Consider the following 16,966-nt stretch of genomic DNA (forward strand, 5'->3'; position numbering starts at 1 on the left):
ACCTTCCCTGCGCACCGAGCACACCTCAAATGATGGACAGCCTCAGCGGCATTACGGCCTTCATTCATGTGGCCGAAACCCGCAGCTTTACCGAAGCCGGTCGACTGTTGGAAATCTCCTCATCAGCAGTGGGCAAGAGCGTGGCGCGCATGGAAGAACGCCTGGGTGTGCGGCTGTTCCATCGCAGCACCCGCAGCGTCACCCTGACCACCGAAGGCGAGCTGTTCCTGGACCGCTGCAAGCGCATCCTCAGCGAAGTGGAAGCGGCAGAAATGGAGCTGCTGGAACTGTCCGCCACGCCACGCGGCAAGGTTCGAATCAGCGTTCCGATTCAGAATGTGTTGATCATGCCGGTGCTGGCCGGATTCATGCGCGCCTACCCGGACATCGAACTGGACGTGGACATGTCCGACCGCATGGTGGATGTGATCGAGGAAGGTTTCGACGCGGTGATCCGCACAGGCGCACCGCAGGACTCGCGGTTAATGGCGCGCAAGTTGGGCGGCTACCAATTGCAATTGGTGGCCTCGCCGACGTATCTGGAACGCCATGGCGACCCGACGCACCCGGACGATTTGATCCGCCACGTGTGCCTGCTGCACAAGTTTCCGGCCACCGGAATGATCGAGCGCTGGCCGCTGCGCGTCGGCGACACGCACATCGAGCCGAACCTGACGCGTGCCTTGACTTGCACCACGATGGACCCGCTGACGTACCTGGCAATCGATGGAGTGGGGATTGCCTGTCTGCCGGACTTTTCAATCCGTGAACCGCTGGCGGACGGCAGGCTGAAGGTGGTGCTGGAGGATTACACCGACCACACCGGCAACCTGTGGATGCTCTGGCCTGCGTCGAAGCAGACAGCACCGAGGCTGCGAGTGTTGATCGACTTTTTCAAAGACAACATTCTGAAGGGTTGAAATCAGCGTTGCAGGGACTGGGCGATCGGAGTCTTTTGGATGCCGAAACTGAGCATCACCGCCAGCCCGAGCAAACCGATGCCCGCGCCCAACCAGAGAGCCGACGGCACACCGGCATGATCGACCATCAAACCACCCAATAATGAACCTGAGGCAATGGCAATCTGAAAGGTCGTGACCAGCATTGCCGAACTCGCCTCTGGCAGTTGGGGTGATGTCAGTTGCATCCAGCTGCTCACGCCCAGAGGGATCGCACCGTAAGCGATTCCCCACACCAATACCGCCAGCGACACGGCCATCCCCTGCAACGCAGGCAAGGCCAATTGTGCTGTCACCATCAGCAATACCACGGCGCCCAATGAGGCGCGCAAATGGGTGGTGATGGTCCCGGCCATCGCAAAATTCGCCAGCATGCCGACCAGGCCGAAACCCAACAGAATCGCGGTGATGGCCGTTGGTGAGAAGCCGGCGTCATGGCCAAGGAAGGGAGCAATGTAGGTGTAGGCCGTAAAATGTGCCGCCACCACAGTGCCCAATAGCAACATGCTGCGACGGGCATTGCTGCGCGACAGAAATGCCACGAGCGCGCGCCACTTCAAGCCTTCGTTGGAAGGCAATGACGGCAAGGTCAACGCTTGCGCAATCAGCGCCAGCAACGCGAGCCCTGCTGTCACGGCAAAGGACATGCGCCATGAAAACAGCGTGCTGACAAACGTCCCGAACGGCACTCCGAATACCGTAGCCAGAGTGATCCCCGCGAAGATCAAAGCAGTGGCCTTGGCTGCCTTCGACTGGCTGACCAACCGCCCCGCCGCCGCAATGGCCACAGCCCAAAATCCCCCAAGCGCAACACCGAGAAGCCCGCGCCCCAGCAACATGACTGCCAGTGAAGGAGCCAATGCCGACACCACATTGGAAGCCACCAACACCAGGGTCAGCAGCAGCAATAAGTGACGCCGGTTCATACGGCCCGCTCCCAGCATGATCGCCGGCGCCGACACTGCGGCGACCACACCCGGCACGGTGACCATCAGCCCTGCAACACCCTCGGTGACGTTGAGGCTGTTGGCGATCTGCGGCAAGACGCCTACCGGTAGATATTCAGTAGTAACAAAGGCAAATGCGCCAAGGGCAACGGAATACACCGACAACCAATCGCGTGAGGAAGGCGCTTGCTCCTGAGGCTGCGCTGAAGCAGCAGGTATTGCGTGTGAATCGTTCATGGGACAGTTCCACAAGAAATGAGTGGCGCCATGTTAGGTATCGAGCAGCCGGCGAAAAACAGGGCGCAACTCCAATCACTGCGGATCAATCACTCCACAATCAGACGATTCACACCGTTCATTAGCGCCATCCGTGTCCGAAGTGTTCTGCCCTCTGGCCGGTTTTTTCCCACGCGCTCACTCCATAGACTCCACCTCGACAATCATTCATTACCTTGCGAGGACTTTCCCATGAGATCCAAACACTCACCGATTCGCGTCGGCATTATTGGCGTAGGCAACTGGGCACGCCATGGCCACCTGCGCGTGCTTAACCTTTTGCCGCAGTATCATTTACAGGTGGTCTACAGCGAACGGCGTGAACGTGCTGAAGCAGCGGCCGGCGAGTATTCAATCTCCGAGGTTGCCGACTCGGTAGAAGCACTGGTCAATAACCCCGAAGTTGATTTGGTAGTGGTGCTCAACACCGCGCCCCAGCACGAAAAAACCGTGCGTGCCGCCATTGCTGCCGGCAAGGATGTTTATTGCGAATGGCCATTGACGACGACCACCGCTGACTCGCAGAACCTGCTGCAACTGGCCAACAAGACGGGCGTGCGTCACATCGTCGGTCTGCAGCGCCGCCATGCACCGCACAACCGTTACCTGCAAGATCTGCTGCAGCAAGGTTACGTCGGCAAAGTGCGTTCAGTGCGCATGCATGTCAGCATGAATTACTTCCAGGCCGTGCGACCCAATGCGCTGCGCTGGACCGCACCGGAAGAAAACTTCTCCAGCGTGATTGCAATCTATGCCGGCCATTTCCTGGACATGCTTTTCACGGCGACTGGCTGGCCGCTCAGCGTGTCAGGCCTGATGGTCAGCCAGTTCCCGCAGGTGACCATCAAGGAAACCGGCGAAGTACTGCCGAGTACCGCGCCTGACCAACTGGTGCTCAGCGGCATGCTGGAGGATGGAGGTGTTATCTCCATCCACATTGAAGGCGGCAAGCGAAACGGCTCCGGCGTGCAAATCGACATCACCGGTGATCAGGGCGACCTGAAAATCAGCAACCGTTCGGCGTTTGGCGATGTAGGCGACGACTATGTCATCGAGGGCGCGCATGGCGATAACCTGACGCTGGAGGTGTTGCCGCTGCCTGACAATTATCAGCGCCTGCCGGCCTCGTCGTTGCCGTCAGCGGTGCTTGAACTGGCAGAGCTCTATCACGTGTATGCGCAGGATGTTGCCGAAGGCACTCAAGCGGCGGCGACGTTCAACGATGCATTGCGCCTGCATCAGCTGCTGGATGCGGCAAAGGGCGGGACTCAAACTCCCCTCAATTGGGTCGCGTAACGACTGATGCCTGTGAAACTTCTCGGTATTGAACAATCGAGTATGAGACTCCGTTGGCGCAACCGGGGCGGATACAGACTCGCCCCGATGCGCCATTTAATCTCAGGGGCCATTGTTGGGTCATCGCGGAACCAGCTCTTACTCAACCGAATCCGGGAAACGTGCGCCGAACATCGGTAGGCCGCTTGCCGAACTGCCGGTGGTTGCCTCGTCCTGGAGAACGTCCCAGTGCTCGACCAGAATGCCATTTTCGAGACGCACGATATCGACTGCAATGAGCGCGGCAGGTTGACCATTGCCAGAGAAACGGCCGTGCACCATAACCTTGTCACCTTCCGCCATGATGACGCCAGGTTCGTAAGTCAATGTATCGGGCAGGCTTTTGATCAGGTCAAACAGCCCCTGACGCCCAGGCGCAATAAGGGCACTGTGCTGAATGTAGGCAGGAGACCAATACGCTTCGGCAGCAACGTAGTCCCGTTTATTGAACAACGTATCAAAAGCTTCAAGCACGATGGATTTGTTCTGCGTTTCAATAGTCATGATCGTTCCTGTCTGGATGAGATTAGTTGGGTGACGACGCACGCAGACTAATGGGAGGTGGTGATTGCAGTGGCAAGGGGGATGGCTTGACCTACCGTCCACTCGGGTTGTTGGTGCCCATGCATGCTAGTCCGGCGGATTTGAATGCATAGGTCGAAAAACCCGCATTTCTTGCCATACCTTTTGAGCGGCAGCGGATCTCGATCATTGCGGCGTAACCGGCAATTGTGTCGGGGCACAGTCCTGAAAATCAGACGATAAGATAAATTTTCAGACCCCAACGCAGAACTCCATCTCCCCAGGCAAGGCGCTCCCTGCGCCTTTCTCACACACTCGGCTCTAACGCTATCGCGCTGCATAACAACAAGAGCCGCGAAAAATGACTAGTTTCCCATCTGCTATCGAAAACCAAACAGGCCATATCGGCGCCCTTATCTATTTAAAATAGATAAATTAATTCACCACTCAGCGTCATCAGGAATAATTTTAAATAGTGGTATTTCGATTGTCATCGCAATAGTTGCGATGAGCGGTTTTGGAGCTTGCATTACACGGCACCACATTAATACAGGGGGCGACCTTTCGCTTTCAGCAGGATATTCAGAACAATAAAATCACGCGCCATTTATCGGGCTAGTTAACATTAACTACATACTGATCCTTCGCGCGCATTGCGTTGACCTGGAAGTTTTTCCGTTGCTTCTATTACTTAAAAACAACAAATGGAGCGCTATACAAGTGAGTAGAAAAACAATCGCTGCAAGTTCGCTGTTTCTTTGTTTCACCCTGAGTACCCAGGCGCATGCTGACTTCCTAAGTGACAGCAAAGCCACCTTGGGAATGAGAAACTTCTACTTCAATAACGACAACCGCGATGGCATTGCCGCCCCTTCCAAAAACGAAGAATGGGCGCAGGGTTTCATGCTGGACTTCAAATCGGGCTATACCGATGGCATGGTTGGCTTTGGTGTCGATGGGCTGGGGCTGCTGGGGGTTACCTTGGACAGCGGCAAAGGACGGCATGTCGGCAGCACCATGATGCCTTCTGACAGTGACAACCGTGCCGTCGACGAGTGGAGCCGGTTGGGGCTGACCGGAAAAGTCAAAATGTCGAAAACTGAACTTCGCTACGGCACCTTGATTCCGAAACTCCCCATTCTGGTCGCCAACGATGGGCGCGTGCTTCCACAAACCTTCGAGGGCGGTCAAATCACCTCGAGCGAGTTCAAGGGGCTGACCTTGACTGGAGGTCGGATCGAACATGCAACAGGACGTGGTTCGAGCGATCAGACGGGGTTGGCCGTTGCGGGTGGTACGCGTGAAAGCAATCAGTTTGACTTCGCCGGGGGCGATTGGAACGTCACCAAGGATCTGACAGCTCAGTACTACTACGCCAACCTCGATAACTACTATACGCAGCATTTTTTTGGATTAATTCACACCCTTGCCCTCTCGGACAACCAGTCCCTTAAAACCGACTTGCGCTACTTCAAAACTGACTCTTCAGGTGCAAATAGCTCCGGTACGTCAGGCTACAGAATGAGTGGCTACACCAAAAACGGTGATGGAGAGATCGACAACCGTACCTGGAGTGCCGCGTTGATTTACACGCTGGGTGGCCACGCGATTACCGCGGGGTACCAAAGTGTGTCGGATGGCAGCAACTTCACTCAACTCAGTCAGGGTAGCCTGGTAGACAAGGGCGCCGGTGGAGCAAGCCTGTACCTGTATACAGACCGCCTGATCCAAACTTTCACCCGCGCAGGCGAGCGCACAGCTTTCGGTCAGTATGCTTACGATTTCGCCGCTCTGGGTGTCCCCGGCCTGAAAGGCTCGGTGATGTACCTCTCCGGCGATAATATTAAAACTACGTCAGGCGACAACCAAAAGGAATGGGAAAGAGACATTAGCCTGGACTACGTCCTTCAGTCCGGAGCGCTCAAAGGCGTCGGGTTCGGCTGGCGTAACGGCAAGTCCAACAGCGAAGCGGCTCGTAACGTAGATCAGAATCGAGTTATTGTAAGCTATAGCATTCCGCTTCTCTAACTAGCGGCATGAGCGGTTAATACAATAACTTATTTTTTATTACCAAAAAGTGGACGGATTTATGTTCCTAACAATAAATCCGTCCTCTTTTTTCCGCTCTCAGCCTTAGAGGCAGGTAGCCAGAGGCCAACCGACGCGCGCAGCACGGAGAAGGCTGGCCTTAACAACCAAGCGGTGAAATGGGGCAATAACGAAGATGTAGGCCCGGCCTAGACGGTTGTGGCAATGGACCACGGTTGAAAAAACGAGTTGGCGACTGCCTTCTGGCTCTGCCTCTTCAGAACATAGGATCGATATCCGGAAATCGAGGTGCTTGTCGTCCTCTCCCATCACGATTTCAGTCTGGTTCGTGCTGTAGACCTTGAAGACTCCAATCCGATTAGCAAGTGATGCCAAATGTTTGGCAGTCTTGAGACCAAAACAGGCAACGATAGTGTCTCGGACTTTCATGAGCCATCCGATCCAGGATGGCTGGTGGGAAAGGATGAATCGAGCTAGCAAATCTGGATTGGTAGATGCGCCCGCAGGGAGCCTAATCGCAAAAGCGTCCGCTAGGTTTATCGACTTGTAAAGGTGGGTGATGCCGGACCTCGAGGGGACTGGCACGGACATAATAAGCTCAAATTCTCGGGGCATCGGGGATCTCTCCTGAGTTCTAACTACTAATTAGACGACACGCCATGTCGCGTTTCTTGTTGCGATGGTTTGTCGTATAACGCTCCTTGTCGCCCTGTAGTGCTTGTCTAGCTTAGAAGTGACGGTTACCGACTTTCAAGCCGGACAGGGACAACCGCGCCAACTTCTCCTTGTCGGATACTGAGCCCGATCAAGGCATCATAGAGCTCCTGCTGCCCAGCTGGCAGAACAGGGAGCAACGTCGCACGGCGCTTGTCGATATCGAACCAGGATTCAACCAACCATCCCACCAGATAGAGCGCCGAAAGGCATCCGCCAGCGGTTGCAACGTTCCCTTTGCATACAAGAGGCTGGTCCATGGGAACAAGTCCCAGAGCTTGCAAGCTCGACCGTGCATCCGGGTGTGTAGTTGCTTGGCCGCTGAGCAGCCCAAGCCGTTCGAGAATGAAAGCTCCGGCGCATATGGAGCCGATTCGCTGGCGTCTTGAGTCAAGTTCAAACGACGGCAGGAAATCTGGGGCGGCAAGTGCAGCGGGTATTCCTTCCTTGCCGCTGACGAACAATACCGCGTCGGCACTATTGGCCTCGCAAAGCGGACCGTGCACCGAAACAGGCAGGCCGTGCGCCGAGCGCACGATAGAGCTAGAACCCAATATTCGGACGTGCCAGTCCTCAGTGTTGCGGCCTAAGATGTCCCACATCAGGAATAGGTCGATATCGGTAAATCGGTCAAAAGCAACCAGAGCGATTTTCTTCAAGGCGAGCTCCGTGAAAGGTGCTGGCGTGCAAAACGCAACGGCCATCTTTGTTGGTGTTCGCAGCGTATCAATCGGTTGCGCACCATACACAGCCTGTATGGCGCTAAATAGGGAGCGAAATAACTGGTGAGAAAACTAACTCGTAACCATTGGATCGCGGCAGGTTTTGAGGCCCTCGACCAAATAGGGCATGTTGGCGTTTCGGCCGAGAGTCTATCGCGCCGATTGAATGTGACTCGCGGATCGTTCTATCACCATTTCCGCAATCGCGAAGACTTTGTCCGCACCTTGCTGGCCGCTTGGGAAGAAGACTATACGGAGCGCATGCTCGCTTATGCGGCGCAGGGTCGTAGCGCGGGCGAAACCTTGAAACGCTACTTGAGTATTGCCGCTGAGAAACAACCTGGTCGGGAAGTTTCCATCCGAGCCTGGTCGCTGCACGATCCGTTGGTAGGCGAGTTTCAGCAGCGTGTTGACACAAGACGACTGGAGTTCGCGATACGCACGTGCCGCCGCTTGGTCCATCTGCCAGGCCAAGCAGAAGTGATTGGTCAGATGGCCCATCTGTGCCTGATTGGTGGTCAACAGGTAGGGCTGCGGCGTGATGCCGCTCGCTTCAACAGTTTCCTGCATCGAGCCTTTTCACTTTTCGAAGGGGCTCTTCCACCGTGGCGAGCCTAAGTCATGGGCTAAATGGGGTAACTGAATAAATAGCAAAAAAGAAGCGGGGTTACCGCTTCATCCGTGCCCAATCAATACAACCCCTGCCGCCGATCCTGGTGCAGATCATTGCGTGCACTGATGCGCTTGTTCCGCGCCTCGGCGAGGTTAAGTGTCGCCAACAAAATCTGTTCCCCCCCTGCTCCGCTGGCCCTGCCAACGGATAACCATCAGCATCGACGATGACCGAGCCCTGCACCCAACCAACACCGCGCTCGTGGCCATGCCGATCACACGCGGCGATAAACATCCGGTTGATCGAGGCATTGGCTTGCACGCGCACGACTTCAGCCGGACGCTCGGTCGGTGGCCTCGGTCCGTCGGGCCAGTTGACTGGCGCGCAGAGCAAATCGGCACCAGCCAGCGCCGGCAATCTGACCCATTCGGGGAATTCCAGGTCGTAGCAAATCAGCATGCCGATCCGGCCATGGACTGTGTCGATGACCGGTGGCGCGTCGTTGCCGGGGCTGAAGATGTCTTTCTCGGCATCCCAGAGATGCGCCTTGCGATACACGGCGCGCAGGCCTTGGGCATCGATCATCGCGGCGCTGTTGGCCAGTTCATCGTCGTCCAGTCGCTCGCAGAATCCGCCGACCACGATGATGTCCAGTTCCTTCGCCAGTGCCTTCCACAGCGTCAGGGCCGGGCCATCTGCGGTTTCGGACAGCGACAGCGCTTCGTTGCGGTCCGCAAACACGTAACCGCTCTGAACCAGTTCGGGCAGCACCACCACGCGTGCGCCCTGGAGCGCCGCCGAACGAATCACACGCTCGGACAGCGTCCGGTTGTAAGCGAGGTCGCCGATTTTTGGCGCCACCTGGCAGCAGGCGACCGTGGTGTTTTTTACGCTGTTCAACGCACCTCCTCCAGCGGTTGATGGGCCAAGGCGACAATGTCGTGCTCGGTGATCGCGTCGATGATGCGGCGCTCGTACTTGAGGTCGATTGAACGGCTGAGCAGGTAATACGTCAGGCCCGACACCACCAGACCTACGAGCCAGGCAATGTCCACGCCTTCGAGCATGCGCGCCAGCGGACCGACGAACACTTCTTTACCGGCCGCCGCATCGAAGATGTAGAAAAACGGCACCATCGCGGCGAATCCGATCAGGTAGGAGGCGATCCCGCGAAACTGCCAAGCGCCGTAAATGCCCTTCGGTGTGAAGAAATGCGGGATGGCGTAGCGCCCTTTGCGCACGAAAAAGTAATCGACCAGATTGACCGCGGTCCAAGGCACGAGGAAGTACAGCAACAGCACGAGGAAGGTGTTCAACAAGGCGATGCCATCGCCTTTGATCGAGAGCACGCAGGTCAGCAGGATGAGGCTGATTGCACTGATTGACATCACTCGGGCGCGGGGCGTTGGCGTGATTTTCTTGATCGAGTCGACGCCCGTCAGCAAGGTGAGCATGGCGCTGTACGTGTTGAGGGCGATGATCGGCAGGAAGCCCGCCACCGAGACAATCACCAACACATTGCCCAGGCCCGGAATCATCGATGAACCGACCTGGTTAAGGGCGACCAGCGCGTCCGTCGCTTTCAATTGCTGCGCGAGCCAGGCACCGAGGCCGATCATCCAGCTCCCCGACAACGAGGCACCGATGAAGATCGCCGCGATCAGTTTTGGCCGGCTGGTGTTTTTCGGCAGGTAGCGGGAATAGTCGGAGACATACGGTGCATAGGAAATGTTGTAGCTGGCGCCGATGGCAAACAGCGTGGCAAACGCCACCCAGCTGAACCCCAGATCAGTCGCGGGGGCGACGCCCTCCTGGCCGGCACCGAACATCAAGGCGATGGTGACCAGCGCATACAACGGCAAGGTTGCCAGCAGCGCCCATTTGAAAGCTTTGTGCATCAGGTCGTGGCCGTAAATCGACAACAGCGCACCGATCAGCACCACAGTCACCGCCACGATGGTCGGGTCGATACCGAACACGTGTTCCAGGCCGTTCATGATCAGCGAGACGTTGACCACGTTGAAGCCGACGAACACAAACATCGTCGCCATCAAGGCCAGGATCACTCCGCGATAACCGAACTGGGCACGGGACTGGATCATTTGCGGCAGGCCCATCTCCGGACCTTGCGAGCCGTGGAAAGCCATGAAGATGGTGCCGAACATGATGCCCAGCGCACCGGCCAGCATCGTCCACAGCGCCGACAATCCGAGGCTCGGGCCGACAAAACCGATGGAAATGGTAAAGAAGTGGAAGTTGCCCAAAAACCAGAAAGGCCCTTGGCTGCTGAGTTTGGCGTGACGTTCACTGTGTGGGATGTAATCGATCGAATGGCCTTCGATGGCCAGTCCGCTACTCGCCTCGACGGCGCGCACAGAATGAGGGGACCCTGACATACGAATGTTCCTATGCTGGTGATTGTTGTTTTTATGGGCAAAGCGCCGGTTTCATTGCAATGTAGGGCCTTGATCAGGGCGGTTAAATATCGCAGGCACACTGTTTACATAGGTCCGCATCTATGTGACTGAGCTTTGGGGGACACACATGCTGGGAACTGTATCGGAGCTGGATCTTCGCTTGATCCGGGTATTTCTGACCGTCGTCGAGGCTGGCGGTATTTCGGCCGCGCAAACCGCGCTCAACACCACGCAACCGACCATCAGCGCACAACTGGCCACGCTGGAAGCGCGGGTCGGGTTTCGTCTGTGCGAGCGCGGGCGCGGCGGTTTTTCGGTGACGCCCAAGGGCGGTCAGTTCGTCGAGGCGGCCCGACGACTGCTGGCGGCGGCCGAAGGCTTCCGGGTGGAGGTGCAGCACATCAATCGCAAAGTGTCGGGCAACATCAACATTGGCTTGCTCGGTCAGATCGATCCCGGTGCCAACAAGAAAATCGCCCTGGCCATTGCGCGTTTGCGGTCTCGTCATGAAGGACTGTATTTCCACTTCACGGAGCTGTCGTCCTCCCTGCTGGAAGAAAAAATCATCAACGGCCATATCGATCTGGCGATTGGTTATTTTTGGCACCGCTTGCCCAGCATTGATTACTTTCCCCTGTTCCAGGAAACCCAGATCGCCTATTGCGCCCCGGCTCACCCGTTGTCCGGGCAAGCGGGTGATCTGACCCGGGAGGACGTCAGCGCCTACGACTGGGTATGGCCCAGCCATCCGTTGCCGGAAATGCCGGCGCCCACTTCGATCGAACGCTTGACCGTGCTCACCGACAGCATGGACGGCGCCGCCCTGCTCATTCTGTCGGGCCAGCATCTGGGCTTCTTGCCGCAACACTATGCGGCCAAGCATGAACAGCTGGGGCAACTGCATCCGTTGAATCCTGAACTGCTGCGCTATGAAGTGGGCTTTCATGCGGCGGTTCGGCATTCGTCGCGGCAGCGGGATCTGGTGAGTGCGTTCCTGAGTGAGTTGATCGAGATTTTTGCTGCTTAAAAGCGTATGTCGCGGGTCCGGGTGACGTCGATCCGTGCCACCGATCCCGTCAGGTGCGCCAGATCCTTGTTGTGTTCGGCAATGATGTCTTCAGCGGTCATGCTCGCGTTGTCGACGGTGGAATGAGCGTCGGCGGCGAGTACCACGTCGTAACCCAGCTTCAACGCCTGGCGCACAGTTGCGTTGACGCAGTAGTCGGTTTGCAGGCCGCAGATGATCAGCCGTTCGAAGTCCTCCCTCGGCACCAGCTTTTGCAGGTTGGTCTGGTAAAACGAATCCGGCGTGGTTTTGCGCACCCGCAGATCCTTGGGTGAGGTTTCCAGTCCTTCAGCCAGTTGCCAGCCTTGGGCGTTATGCGCCAAGGGGCTGCCCTCTTCTTCGTGCTGGATCAGGATGACCGAAACGCCGGCGTCACGGGCTGCGGCACTCAGATCGTTGATGTTATCGATGACGCGTTTGATCTCGAAGCATTCGTACTCGCCAGTGCACAGGGCATGCTGGACGTCGATGATCAGCAGTGCAGTTGTCATGGTGCCTTCCTTGATGTGTCGGCAAATCTGGGGACAGAAAATAGATCTGTCCCCTTTGAAAAACAATCCTCAATAACCGAGCGACAGCCCGGTGTTGCGACGTGGGTCGTTAGCGCCGTAGAAGCGGTTCTTGCCGACCGGTTTGCCTTCCAGCGAAGGCGCCCCTACCAGAATCGCCGCCAAGTGGTTGGCGTCCTGTGGACCGGCAAATTTATGTCCCCAGCTTTCGAGCATTTTCACTGTGTCCGGGCTCGTGGTGAAGGCTTCCAGGTTGGTCTCTTCCGGCATCCACTGCTGGTGGAAACGTGGCGCATCGACCGCCTCCTGAATGTTCATGCCGTAATCGATGACGTTGAGCATGGTCAACAAGGTCGCCGTGATGATGCGACTGCCGCCGGGGGTGCCGACGACCATGACGACTTTGCCGTCCTTGGTGACGATGGTCGGGCTCATCGATGACAGCGGCGCCTTGCCCGGAGCGATGGCATTGGCTTCGCCCTGGACCAGGCCGTACATGTTCGGCACACCGATTTTCGAGGTGAAGTCGTCCATTTCGTCGTTAAGAATGACCCCGGTTTTGCTGGCCATGACGCCGGCGCCGAACCAGTCGTTGAGGGTATAGGTCACCGATACCGCGTTGCCCCATTTGTCGACGATGGAGTAATGCGTGGTGTTGTTGCCTTCATGCGGCGCTACACCGGGTTTGAGGTCGCGGGACACACCGGCCTTCTGCGGATTGATCGCTTCGCGGAGTTTGGTCGCGTAGTTTTTATCGAGCAGGTGCGCGATCGGATTTTTCACGAAATCCGGGTCGCCCAGATAGCTGTTGCGGTCCACATAGGCGTGGCGCATCGCTTCGATCTGGTAGTGCATGCCTTGGGCCGAGTGGTAGCCCAAGTCTTTCATCGGGTAGCCTTCGAGGATGTTCATGATCTCGCAGATCACTACCCCGCCGGAGCTTGGCGGCGGTGCCGAGACCACGTGATAGCCCCGGTAGTCGCACTCGATCGGCGCCAGTTCACGGGTCTTGTATTTGTCGAGGTCGGCCTGGGTGATGATGCCTTTGTTGGCCTGGCTGGAGGTGACGATAGCGTCGGCCACCCAGCCTTTATAGAAACCGTCGGCGCCCTTCTCGGAAATTTCCCGCAAGGTCTTGGCCAGATCTTTCTGCACCAGTTTTTGCCCGACCTGCATCGGCTCGCCATTGCTGAGGAAGATCGAGCCGGAATCCTTGATGTCCTTCTTGAACACGTCGGTGGCATAGTCCAGCAAATCGACATCGCCCTGCTCCAGCACGAAACCGTCTTCAGCGAGCTTGATCGCCGGCGCTATAACGTCCTTGCGCGGTTTGGTGCCGTACTTCTGAAGGGCCAGTTCCATGCCGGACACGGTGCCCGGCACGCCAACGGCCAAGTGCCCCCGGGTGCTGAGGTCCGGGACGACATTGCCCTCTTTGTCGAGGTACATGTCGGCTTTGGCTGCCAGCGGTGCTTTTTCGCGGAAATCGAGAAAGGTTTTGCGCCCGTCCGCCAGCTGAATGGTCATGAAGCCGCCACCGCCCAGGTTACCCGCTGCGGGATAGACCACCGCCAGCGCATAACCCACCGCGACTGCGGCATCGACGGCGTTGCCACCATTCTTGAGCACATCGACGCCCACATGGGACGCCAGATGCTGGGCCGTCACGACCATGCCGTTTTCGGCGGCGACCGGGGCCACCGAGGCCGCGTACGTGCTGAGGCAGCTGAGCGCCAACGAGGTCGCAATCAGCGATTTGGCAAAAGGTTCGAACTTCATGAGTCGGTCTCTTCTTTTTATGGTTTGTGTAAAAAATCTGAGAAAACGCGTCAAGAGCAGAGGCAAGTATGGCTGGGATTGCGTATTGCGCCTCCCCGTCGAGTCAGTATGCTGAGCCCCTGTTCAGCCCTGTTGCGGAGTCCGCCAGCATGCCTTACACCTTCACCACCCTGGCTTCCCCGGTTGGCGAGCTGAAGCTGGTCGCGAAAGATTCAAGACTGGCAGCCATCCTCTGGGAAAACGACAAGCCGAATCGGGTAAGGCTGGGGCCGATGCGCGAGGCGCCGGATAACCCGATCCTCGTGCGCGCTGCTCAGCAGCTAGAGGAATACTTCGCGGGAACGCGCAACCGGTTCGAGCTGGAACTGGATTTCGCCGGCACAGATTTTCAGAAGAAGGTCTGGCAGGCGCTGCTGACCATTCCGTTTGGCCAGACCCGCAGCTACAGCCAGATTGCCGAGCAGATCGGCCATCCGAGCGCGGTGCGCGCAGTGGGCGCGGCGAATGGCAAGAATCCGATTTCGATTGTTGCGCCGTGCCATCGGGTAATCGGTGCCTCCGGGAAGCTCACCGGGTTTGCCGGTGGGCTTACGGCCAAAAAGCGGTTGCTGACGCTGGAAGGATGCGAATGGTCAGGGGCCAGCAGGATGGATGATTTATTTTGACGGTCCAAAAAGATCCTTCATCGCCGCGTACTGCAGCAACATGATGGTCTTCGCATCGCAGATCTCCCCGCGATAAAACGCCTCAAGCGCCTCCTCGAAAGCCCACTCCAGCACTTCCAGTTCTTCGGTCTCCTCTTCCAGCCCACCGCCTTCACTGACTTTCGATGCGGTGTCGTATTCGGCGATGAAGAAGTGCAGTTTTTCGGTGACCGAACCGGGGCTCATGTAGGACTCGAAGATCTTTTGCACATGGTGAACGCGATAGCCGGTTTCTTCTTCGGCCTCGGACCGGATGCGCTCTTCAGGATCGGCGCCTTCAAGCAATCCGGCTGCAACCTCGATCAGCAAGCCATCGTGGCCGTTGACGAAGACCGGCAGCCGGAACTGGCGGGTCAGCACGACCGTCCTCTTTTCGCGGTTGAACAGCAGAATGGCGGCGCCATTGCCACGGTCGTAGACCTCGCGTGTCTGGCGTTGCCATTCACCGTTGTTGCGCTGGTAGTCGAAGCTGATTTTCCTCAGCAGGTACCAGTCGTGGGACAACACCTGAGATTCGATGATGTTGACTCGCTCGGCGGTGTTCGACATCACAATCCATCCTTATTTTGTCGGGAGGGGCACATGGTAGGCGAAAACTGAAAAGCTCGGCATGACTGCTGTGATGCTGTTCACTTAAGAAAGTTTTGGGGTTGAGGGTTGGATTGGATTGGGGTTGGGTACATATCCGTTTCTGCGGTAACGGCGGCTTAGGGTTCCGCCCTGACGGCGGGTCACTTGGAGAAGCGCCAAGTAACCAAGCGCTCTTGCCCCTGACGTTCGGTGCCTCGCTAAGGCTCGGCATGCCCTCGTTCCGGTCCTGCTCCGTGGGCCCGCCGCCATCGGCCATCCATGGCCGGGGGCGGCTAACCCGGCATCCATGCCGGGTTGCCCACTGCGCAGAACCTCCACTCGGCCTCACGAGGGGGCGTGCACCGCCAAAGCCAAAGCGAGGCGGCCTACCGGCCGGCCTGTTTGCTCAACGCTTGCGCGTGCTGATCGTTCCCATGCTCGGCGTGGGAATGCATCCCGTGACTCTCCGCGTCACCCTTGCGCAAGACTCAAGTCTGGTGTCGATAGTTGGGACGCAGAGCGTCCCCGGCGGCATTCCCACGCGGAGCGTGGGAACGATCAACGACAAGTTCAACAGCATCGCGAGCAGGCTCACTTCCACATAAAGCAGAGCAGGCCGGCGCGCAGCTTTTGCTCCTCACCACTCATCAGGTCGAGCGTTAGCTCGCCTTCCGCTTTTGATCTTGATCTGCCCCATCGGAAGGCCGAACGCAGGTTCTGCGCAGTGGGCAACCCGGCATGGATGCCGGGTTAGCCGCCCCCGGCCATGGATGGCCGATGGTGGCGGGCCCACGGAGCAGGACCGGAGTGAGGGAATGCCGAGCCTAGGCGAGGCACCGTACGTCAGGGGCGCAAGCGCTTGGTTACTTGGCGCTTTTCCAAGTAACCCGCCGTCAGGGCGGAACCAATAGCCGCCGTTACCCCAAAAACGGATATGCCCCCAACCCCAAAACATTCTTAATGAGAACAACATCAGGCATAACTACCGGACCTTTTTACCGACCCGTTACTGGAAGTCCACATCGAACGCTTGATAGAACGCATTCCCGGTATTGGCCACAATCCACATCAGCACGATGACATGGTGGCCCTTCTTGTTACCCGGCAAAGTCACATGGTGATTGACCTTGGCTTTCATCTCAGCGGAATGACTGTAATACGGCACCTGGGTGTAGAAGTCGCCGAAGAACGACGTCGGCTCCAGCTGCGCACGGCTGATCCGCTGTTTGGGGTTCCAGCCGTCCCGGGTGATAAACCAGCTGTAGCCACGGGTAACGTGGGCCGCGGTGTATTCCCAGGTGACGTCAAAGGTCTGGCCCGGATTGACGCTCAGCATCGGCCAGGTGAACGGACGGTTGAGCTTGAGGCTCATTTCCTCATTTGTGAAATTCAGACAGTCACGAGCATCGACCTTGCCGCCGCTGAGGATATGACCATCGCCGGGCGGAGCGACGCTGTCGCTGTCTGTGTGGTATGGCGCCGGGAAAGGCCCGGCCGTCAATGCCGGGAAATTCTTGCCGCCTTCCATTTCGTTGACTTGCCAGTTGCCCAGCAGCCCCAGTTCCACGGCGACCGAGCCACGGCTTGCAGGGGAAGTAACGCGGCCGTGCCGCAGTTGGGTTTGAGCGTGTGGTTGGTTCATTTTTTCACTCCGTTGATTTGAGAACTCTCCTTCCCGAGGAGAGGCCTTCAAACTAACGGAGCTACTTTTTTTGTCCATGGGACCAAAACCCGTGGCTGCATGACTTCTCAAACCCACACTGAGCAAATACTGTATGGATAAC

15 protein-coding genes and 1 pseudogene are annotated in these 16,966 nt (G+C 57.4%); 6 read left to right on the forward strand and 10 right to left on the reverse strand.

Going from position 1 to position 16,966, the window contains the following annotated elements; genetic code table 11:
• Positions 1–32: 32 nt before the first annotated feature.
• Positions 33–920: a LysR family transcriptional regulator gene (locus BLQ41_RS24465; RefSeq protein ID WP_090188802.1), complete on the forward strand. Its 888-nt coding sequence runs from the start codon at positions 33–35 to the stop codon at positions 918–920.
• Positions 921–922: 2 nt separating this feature from the next.
• Here BLQ41_RS24465 and BLQ41_RS24470 read toward each other — a convergent pair whose 3' ends face one another.
• On the reverse strand, positions 923–2,143 hold the full coding sequence (locus BLQ41_RS24470; RefSeq protein ID WP_090185549.1) for an MFS transporter: 1,221 nt from the start codon (positions 2,141–2,143) through the stop codon (positions 923–925).
• Positions 2,144–2,374: 231 nt separating this feature from the next.
• Here BLQ41_RS24470 and BLQ41_RS24475 point away from each other — a divergent pair, with 231 nt between their 5' ends.
• A complete protein-coding gene (locus BLQ41_RS24475; protein ID WP_090185550.1) occupies positions 2,375–3,478 on the forward strand; it encodes a Gfo/Idh/MocA family protein in 1,104 nt (367 codons plus the stop codon).
• 138 nt (positions 3,479–3,616) lie between these two features.
• On the opposite strand, the gene BLQ41_RS24480 is transcribed toward BLQ41_RS24475, so the two are convergent.
• Positions 3,617–4,021: a nuclear transport factor 2 family protein gene (locus BLQ41_RS24480; protein WP_090185552.1), complete on the reverse strand. Its 405-nt coding sequence runs from the start codon at positions 4,019–4,021 to the stop codon at positions 3,617–3,619.
• A gap of 738 nt (positions 4,022–4,759) precedes the next feature.
• Here BLQ41_RS24480 and BLQ41_RS24485 point away from each other — a divergent pair.
• Positions 4,760–6,067 carry an OprD family porin gene (locus BLQ41_RS24485; RefSeq protein ID WP_090185553.1) on the forward strand — a complete coding sequence of 436 codons (1,308 nt, stop codon included), beginning with the start codon at positions 4,760–4,762 and terminating at the stop codon, positions 6,065–6,067.
• A 105-nt stretch (positions 6,068–6,172) separates the two neighbouring features.
• Here BLQ41_RS24485 and BLQ41_RS24490 read toward each other — a convergent pair whose 3' ends face one another.
• Positions 6,173–6,703: a DUF2867 domain-containing protein gene (locus BLQ41_RS24490; RefSeq protein WP_090185555.1), complete on the reverse strand. Its 531-nt coding sequence runs from the start codon at positions 6,701–6,703 to the stop codon at positions 6,173–6,175.
• 125 nt (positions 6,704–6,828) lie between these two features.
• On the reverse strand, positions 6,829–7,461 hold the full coding sequence (locus tag BLQ41_RS24495; RefSeq protein ID WP_090188805.1) for a DJ-1/PfpI family protein: 633 nt from the start codon (positions 7,459–7,461) through the stop codon (positions 6,829–6,831).
• A gap of 126 nt (positions 7,462–7,587) precedes the next feature.
• On the opposite strand from BLQ41_RS24495, the gene BLQ41_RS24500 reads away from it, so the two are divergent.
• Entirely contained in the window at positions 7,588–8,142 is a 555-nt protein-coding gene (locus BLQ41_RS24500; RefSeq protein WP_090185557.1) for a TetR/AcrR family transcriptional regulator, read from the forward strand.
• 71 nt (positions 8,143–8,213) lie between these two features.
• Here BLQ41_RS24500 and BLQ41_RS24505 read toward each other — a convergent pair.
• Positions 8,214–9,037 (reverse strand): annotated as a pseudogene (locus tag BLQ41_RS24505) (nitrilase family protein).
• Complete coding sequence (locus BLQ41_RS24510; protein WP_090185559.1) at positions 9,034–10,533, reverse strand: purine-cytosine permease family protein; 1,500 nt, start codon at positions 10,531–10,533, stop codon at positions 9,034–9,036. The pseudogene BLQ41_RS24505 and the gene BLQ41_RS24510 overlap by 4 nt, the downstream one beginning before the upstream one ends.
• Positions 10,534–10,681: 148 nt before the next feature.
• On the opposite strand from BLQ41_RS24510, the gene BLQ41_RS24515 reads away from it, so the two are divergent.
• The gene (locus BLQ41_RS24515) at positions 10,682–11,581 is read left to right on the forward strand and encodes a LysR family transcriptional regulator (RefSeq protein ID WP_090185562.1); all 900 of its coding nucleotides are present in this window, start codon (positions 10,682–10,684) and stop codon (positions 11,579–11,581) included.
• Here BLQ41_RS24515 and BLQ41_RS24520 read toward each other — a convergent pair.
• Positions 11,578–12,111 (reverse strand): cysteine hydrolase family protein, encoded by a 534-nt coding sequence (locus tag BLQ41_RS24520; RefSeq protein ID WP_090185564.1) that lies wholly within the window; start codon positions 12,109–12,111, stop codon positions 11,578–11,580. The genes BLQ41_RS24515 and BLQ41_RS24520 overlap by 4 nt on opposite strands.
• 69 nt (positions 12,112–12,180) lie before the next feature.
• A complete protein-coding gene (ggt, locus tag BLQ41_RS24525; protein ID WP_090185566.1) occupies positions 12,181–13,908 on the reverse strand; it encodes a gamma-glutamyltransferase in 1,728 nt (575 codons plus the stop codon).
• A 149-nt stretch (positions 13,909–14,057) separates the two neighbouring features.
• On the opposite strand from ggt, the gene BLQ41_RS24530 reads away from it, so the two are divergent.
• Positions 14,058–14,573, forward strand: a complete 516-nt coding sequence (locus BLQ41_RS24530) for a methylated-DNA--[protein]-cysteine S-methyltransferase (protein ID WP_090185568.1) — start codon at positions 14,058–14,060, stop codon at positions 14,571–14,573.
• Here the strand turns inward: BLQ41_RS24530 and BLQ41_RS24535 are convergent.
• Positions 14,565–15,161 carry an NUDIX domain-containing protein gene (locus tag BLQ41_RS24535; protein ID WP_090185570.1) on the reverse strand — a complete coding sequence of 199 codons (597 nt, stop codon included), beginning with the start codon at positions 15,159–15,161 and terminating at the stop codon, positions 14,565–14,567. The genes BLQ41_RS24530 and BLQ41_RS24535 overlap by 9 nt on opposite strands.
• Before the next feature lie 1,027 nt (positions 15,162–16,188).
• The gene (locus tag BLQ41_RS24545; RefSeq protein WP_090185573.1) at positions 16,189–16,824 is read right to left on the reverse strand and encodes a lytic polysaccharide monooxygenase auxiliary activity family 9 protein; all 636 of its coding nucleotides are present in this window, start codon (positions 16,822–16,824) and stop codon (positions 16,189–16,191) included.
• Between the last annotated feature and the right edge of the window lie 142 nt (positions 16,825–16,966).

The sequence above is a fragment of the Pseudomonas arsenicoxydans genome (genome assembly GCF_900103875.1).
Classification (GTDB): Bacteria; Pseudomonadota; Gammaproteobacteria; order Pseudomonadales; family Pseudomonadaceae; genus Aquipseudomonas; species Aquipseudomonas arsenicoxydans.

Coding starts and splice junctions, on each gene's coding strand:
- BLQ41_RS24465 (WP_090188802.1), top strand. CDS start 33: ATGGACAGCCTCAGCGGCATTACGGCCTTCATTCATGTGGCCGAAACC.
- BLQ41_RS24470 (WP_090185549.1), bottom strand. CDS start 2,143: ATGAACGATTCACACGCAATACCTGCTGCTTCAGCGCAGCCTCAGGAG.
- BLQ41_RS24475 (WP_090185550.1), top strand. CDS start 2,375: ATGAGATCCAAACACTCACCGATTCGCGTCGGCATTATTGGCGTAGGC.
- BLQ41_RS24480 (WP_090185552.1), bottom strand. CDS start 4,021: ATGACTATTGAAACGCAGAACAAATCCATCGTGCTTGAAGCTTTTGAT.
- BLQ41_RS24490 (WP_090185555.1), bottom strand. CDS start 6,703: ATGCCCCGAGAATTTGAGCTTATTATGTCCGTGCCAGTCCCCTCGAGG.
- BLQ41_RS24510 (WP_090185559.1), bottom strand. CDS start 10,533: ATGTCAGGGTCCCCTCATTCTGTGCGCGCCGTCGAGGCGAGTAGCGGA.
- BLQ41_RS24515 (WP_090185562.1), top strand. CDS start 10,682: ATGCTGGGAACTGTATCGGAGCTGGATCTTCGCTTGATCCGGGTATTT.
- BLQ41_RS24520 (WP_090185564.1), bottom strand. CDS start 12,111: ATGACAACTGCACTGCTGATCATCGACGTCCAGCATGCCCTGTGCACT.
- ggt (WP_090185566.1), bottom strand. CDS start 13,908: ATGAAGTTCGAACCTTTTGCCAAATCGCTGATTGCGACCTCGTTGGCG.
- BLQ41_RS24530 (WP_090185568.1), top strand. CDS start 14,058: ATGCCTTACACCTTCACCACCCTGGCTTCCCCGGTTGGCGAGCTGAAG.
- BLQ41_RS24535 (WP_090185570.1), bottom strand. CDS start 15,161: ATGTCGAACACCGCCGAGCGAGTCAACATCATCGAATCTCAGGTGTTG.
- BLQ41_RS24545 (WP_090185573.1), bottom strand. CDS start 16,824: ATGAACCAACCACACGCTCAAACCCAACTGCGGCACGGCCGCGTTACT.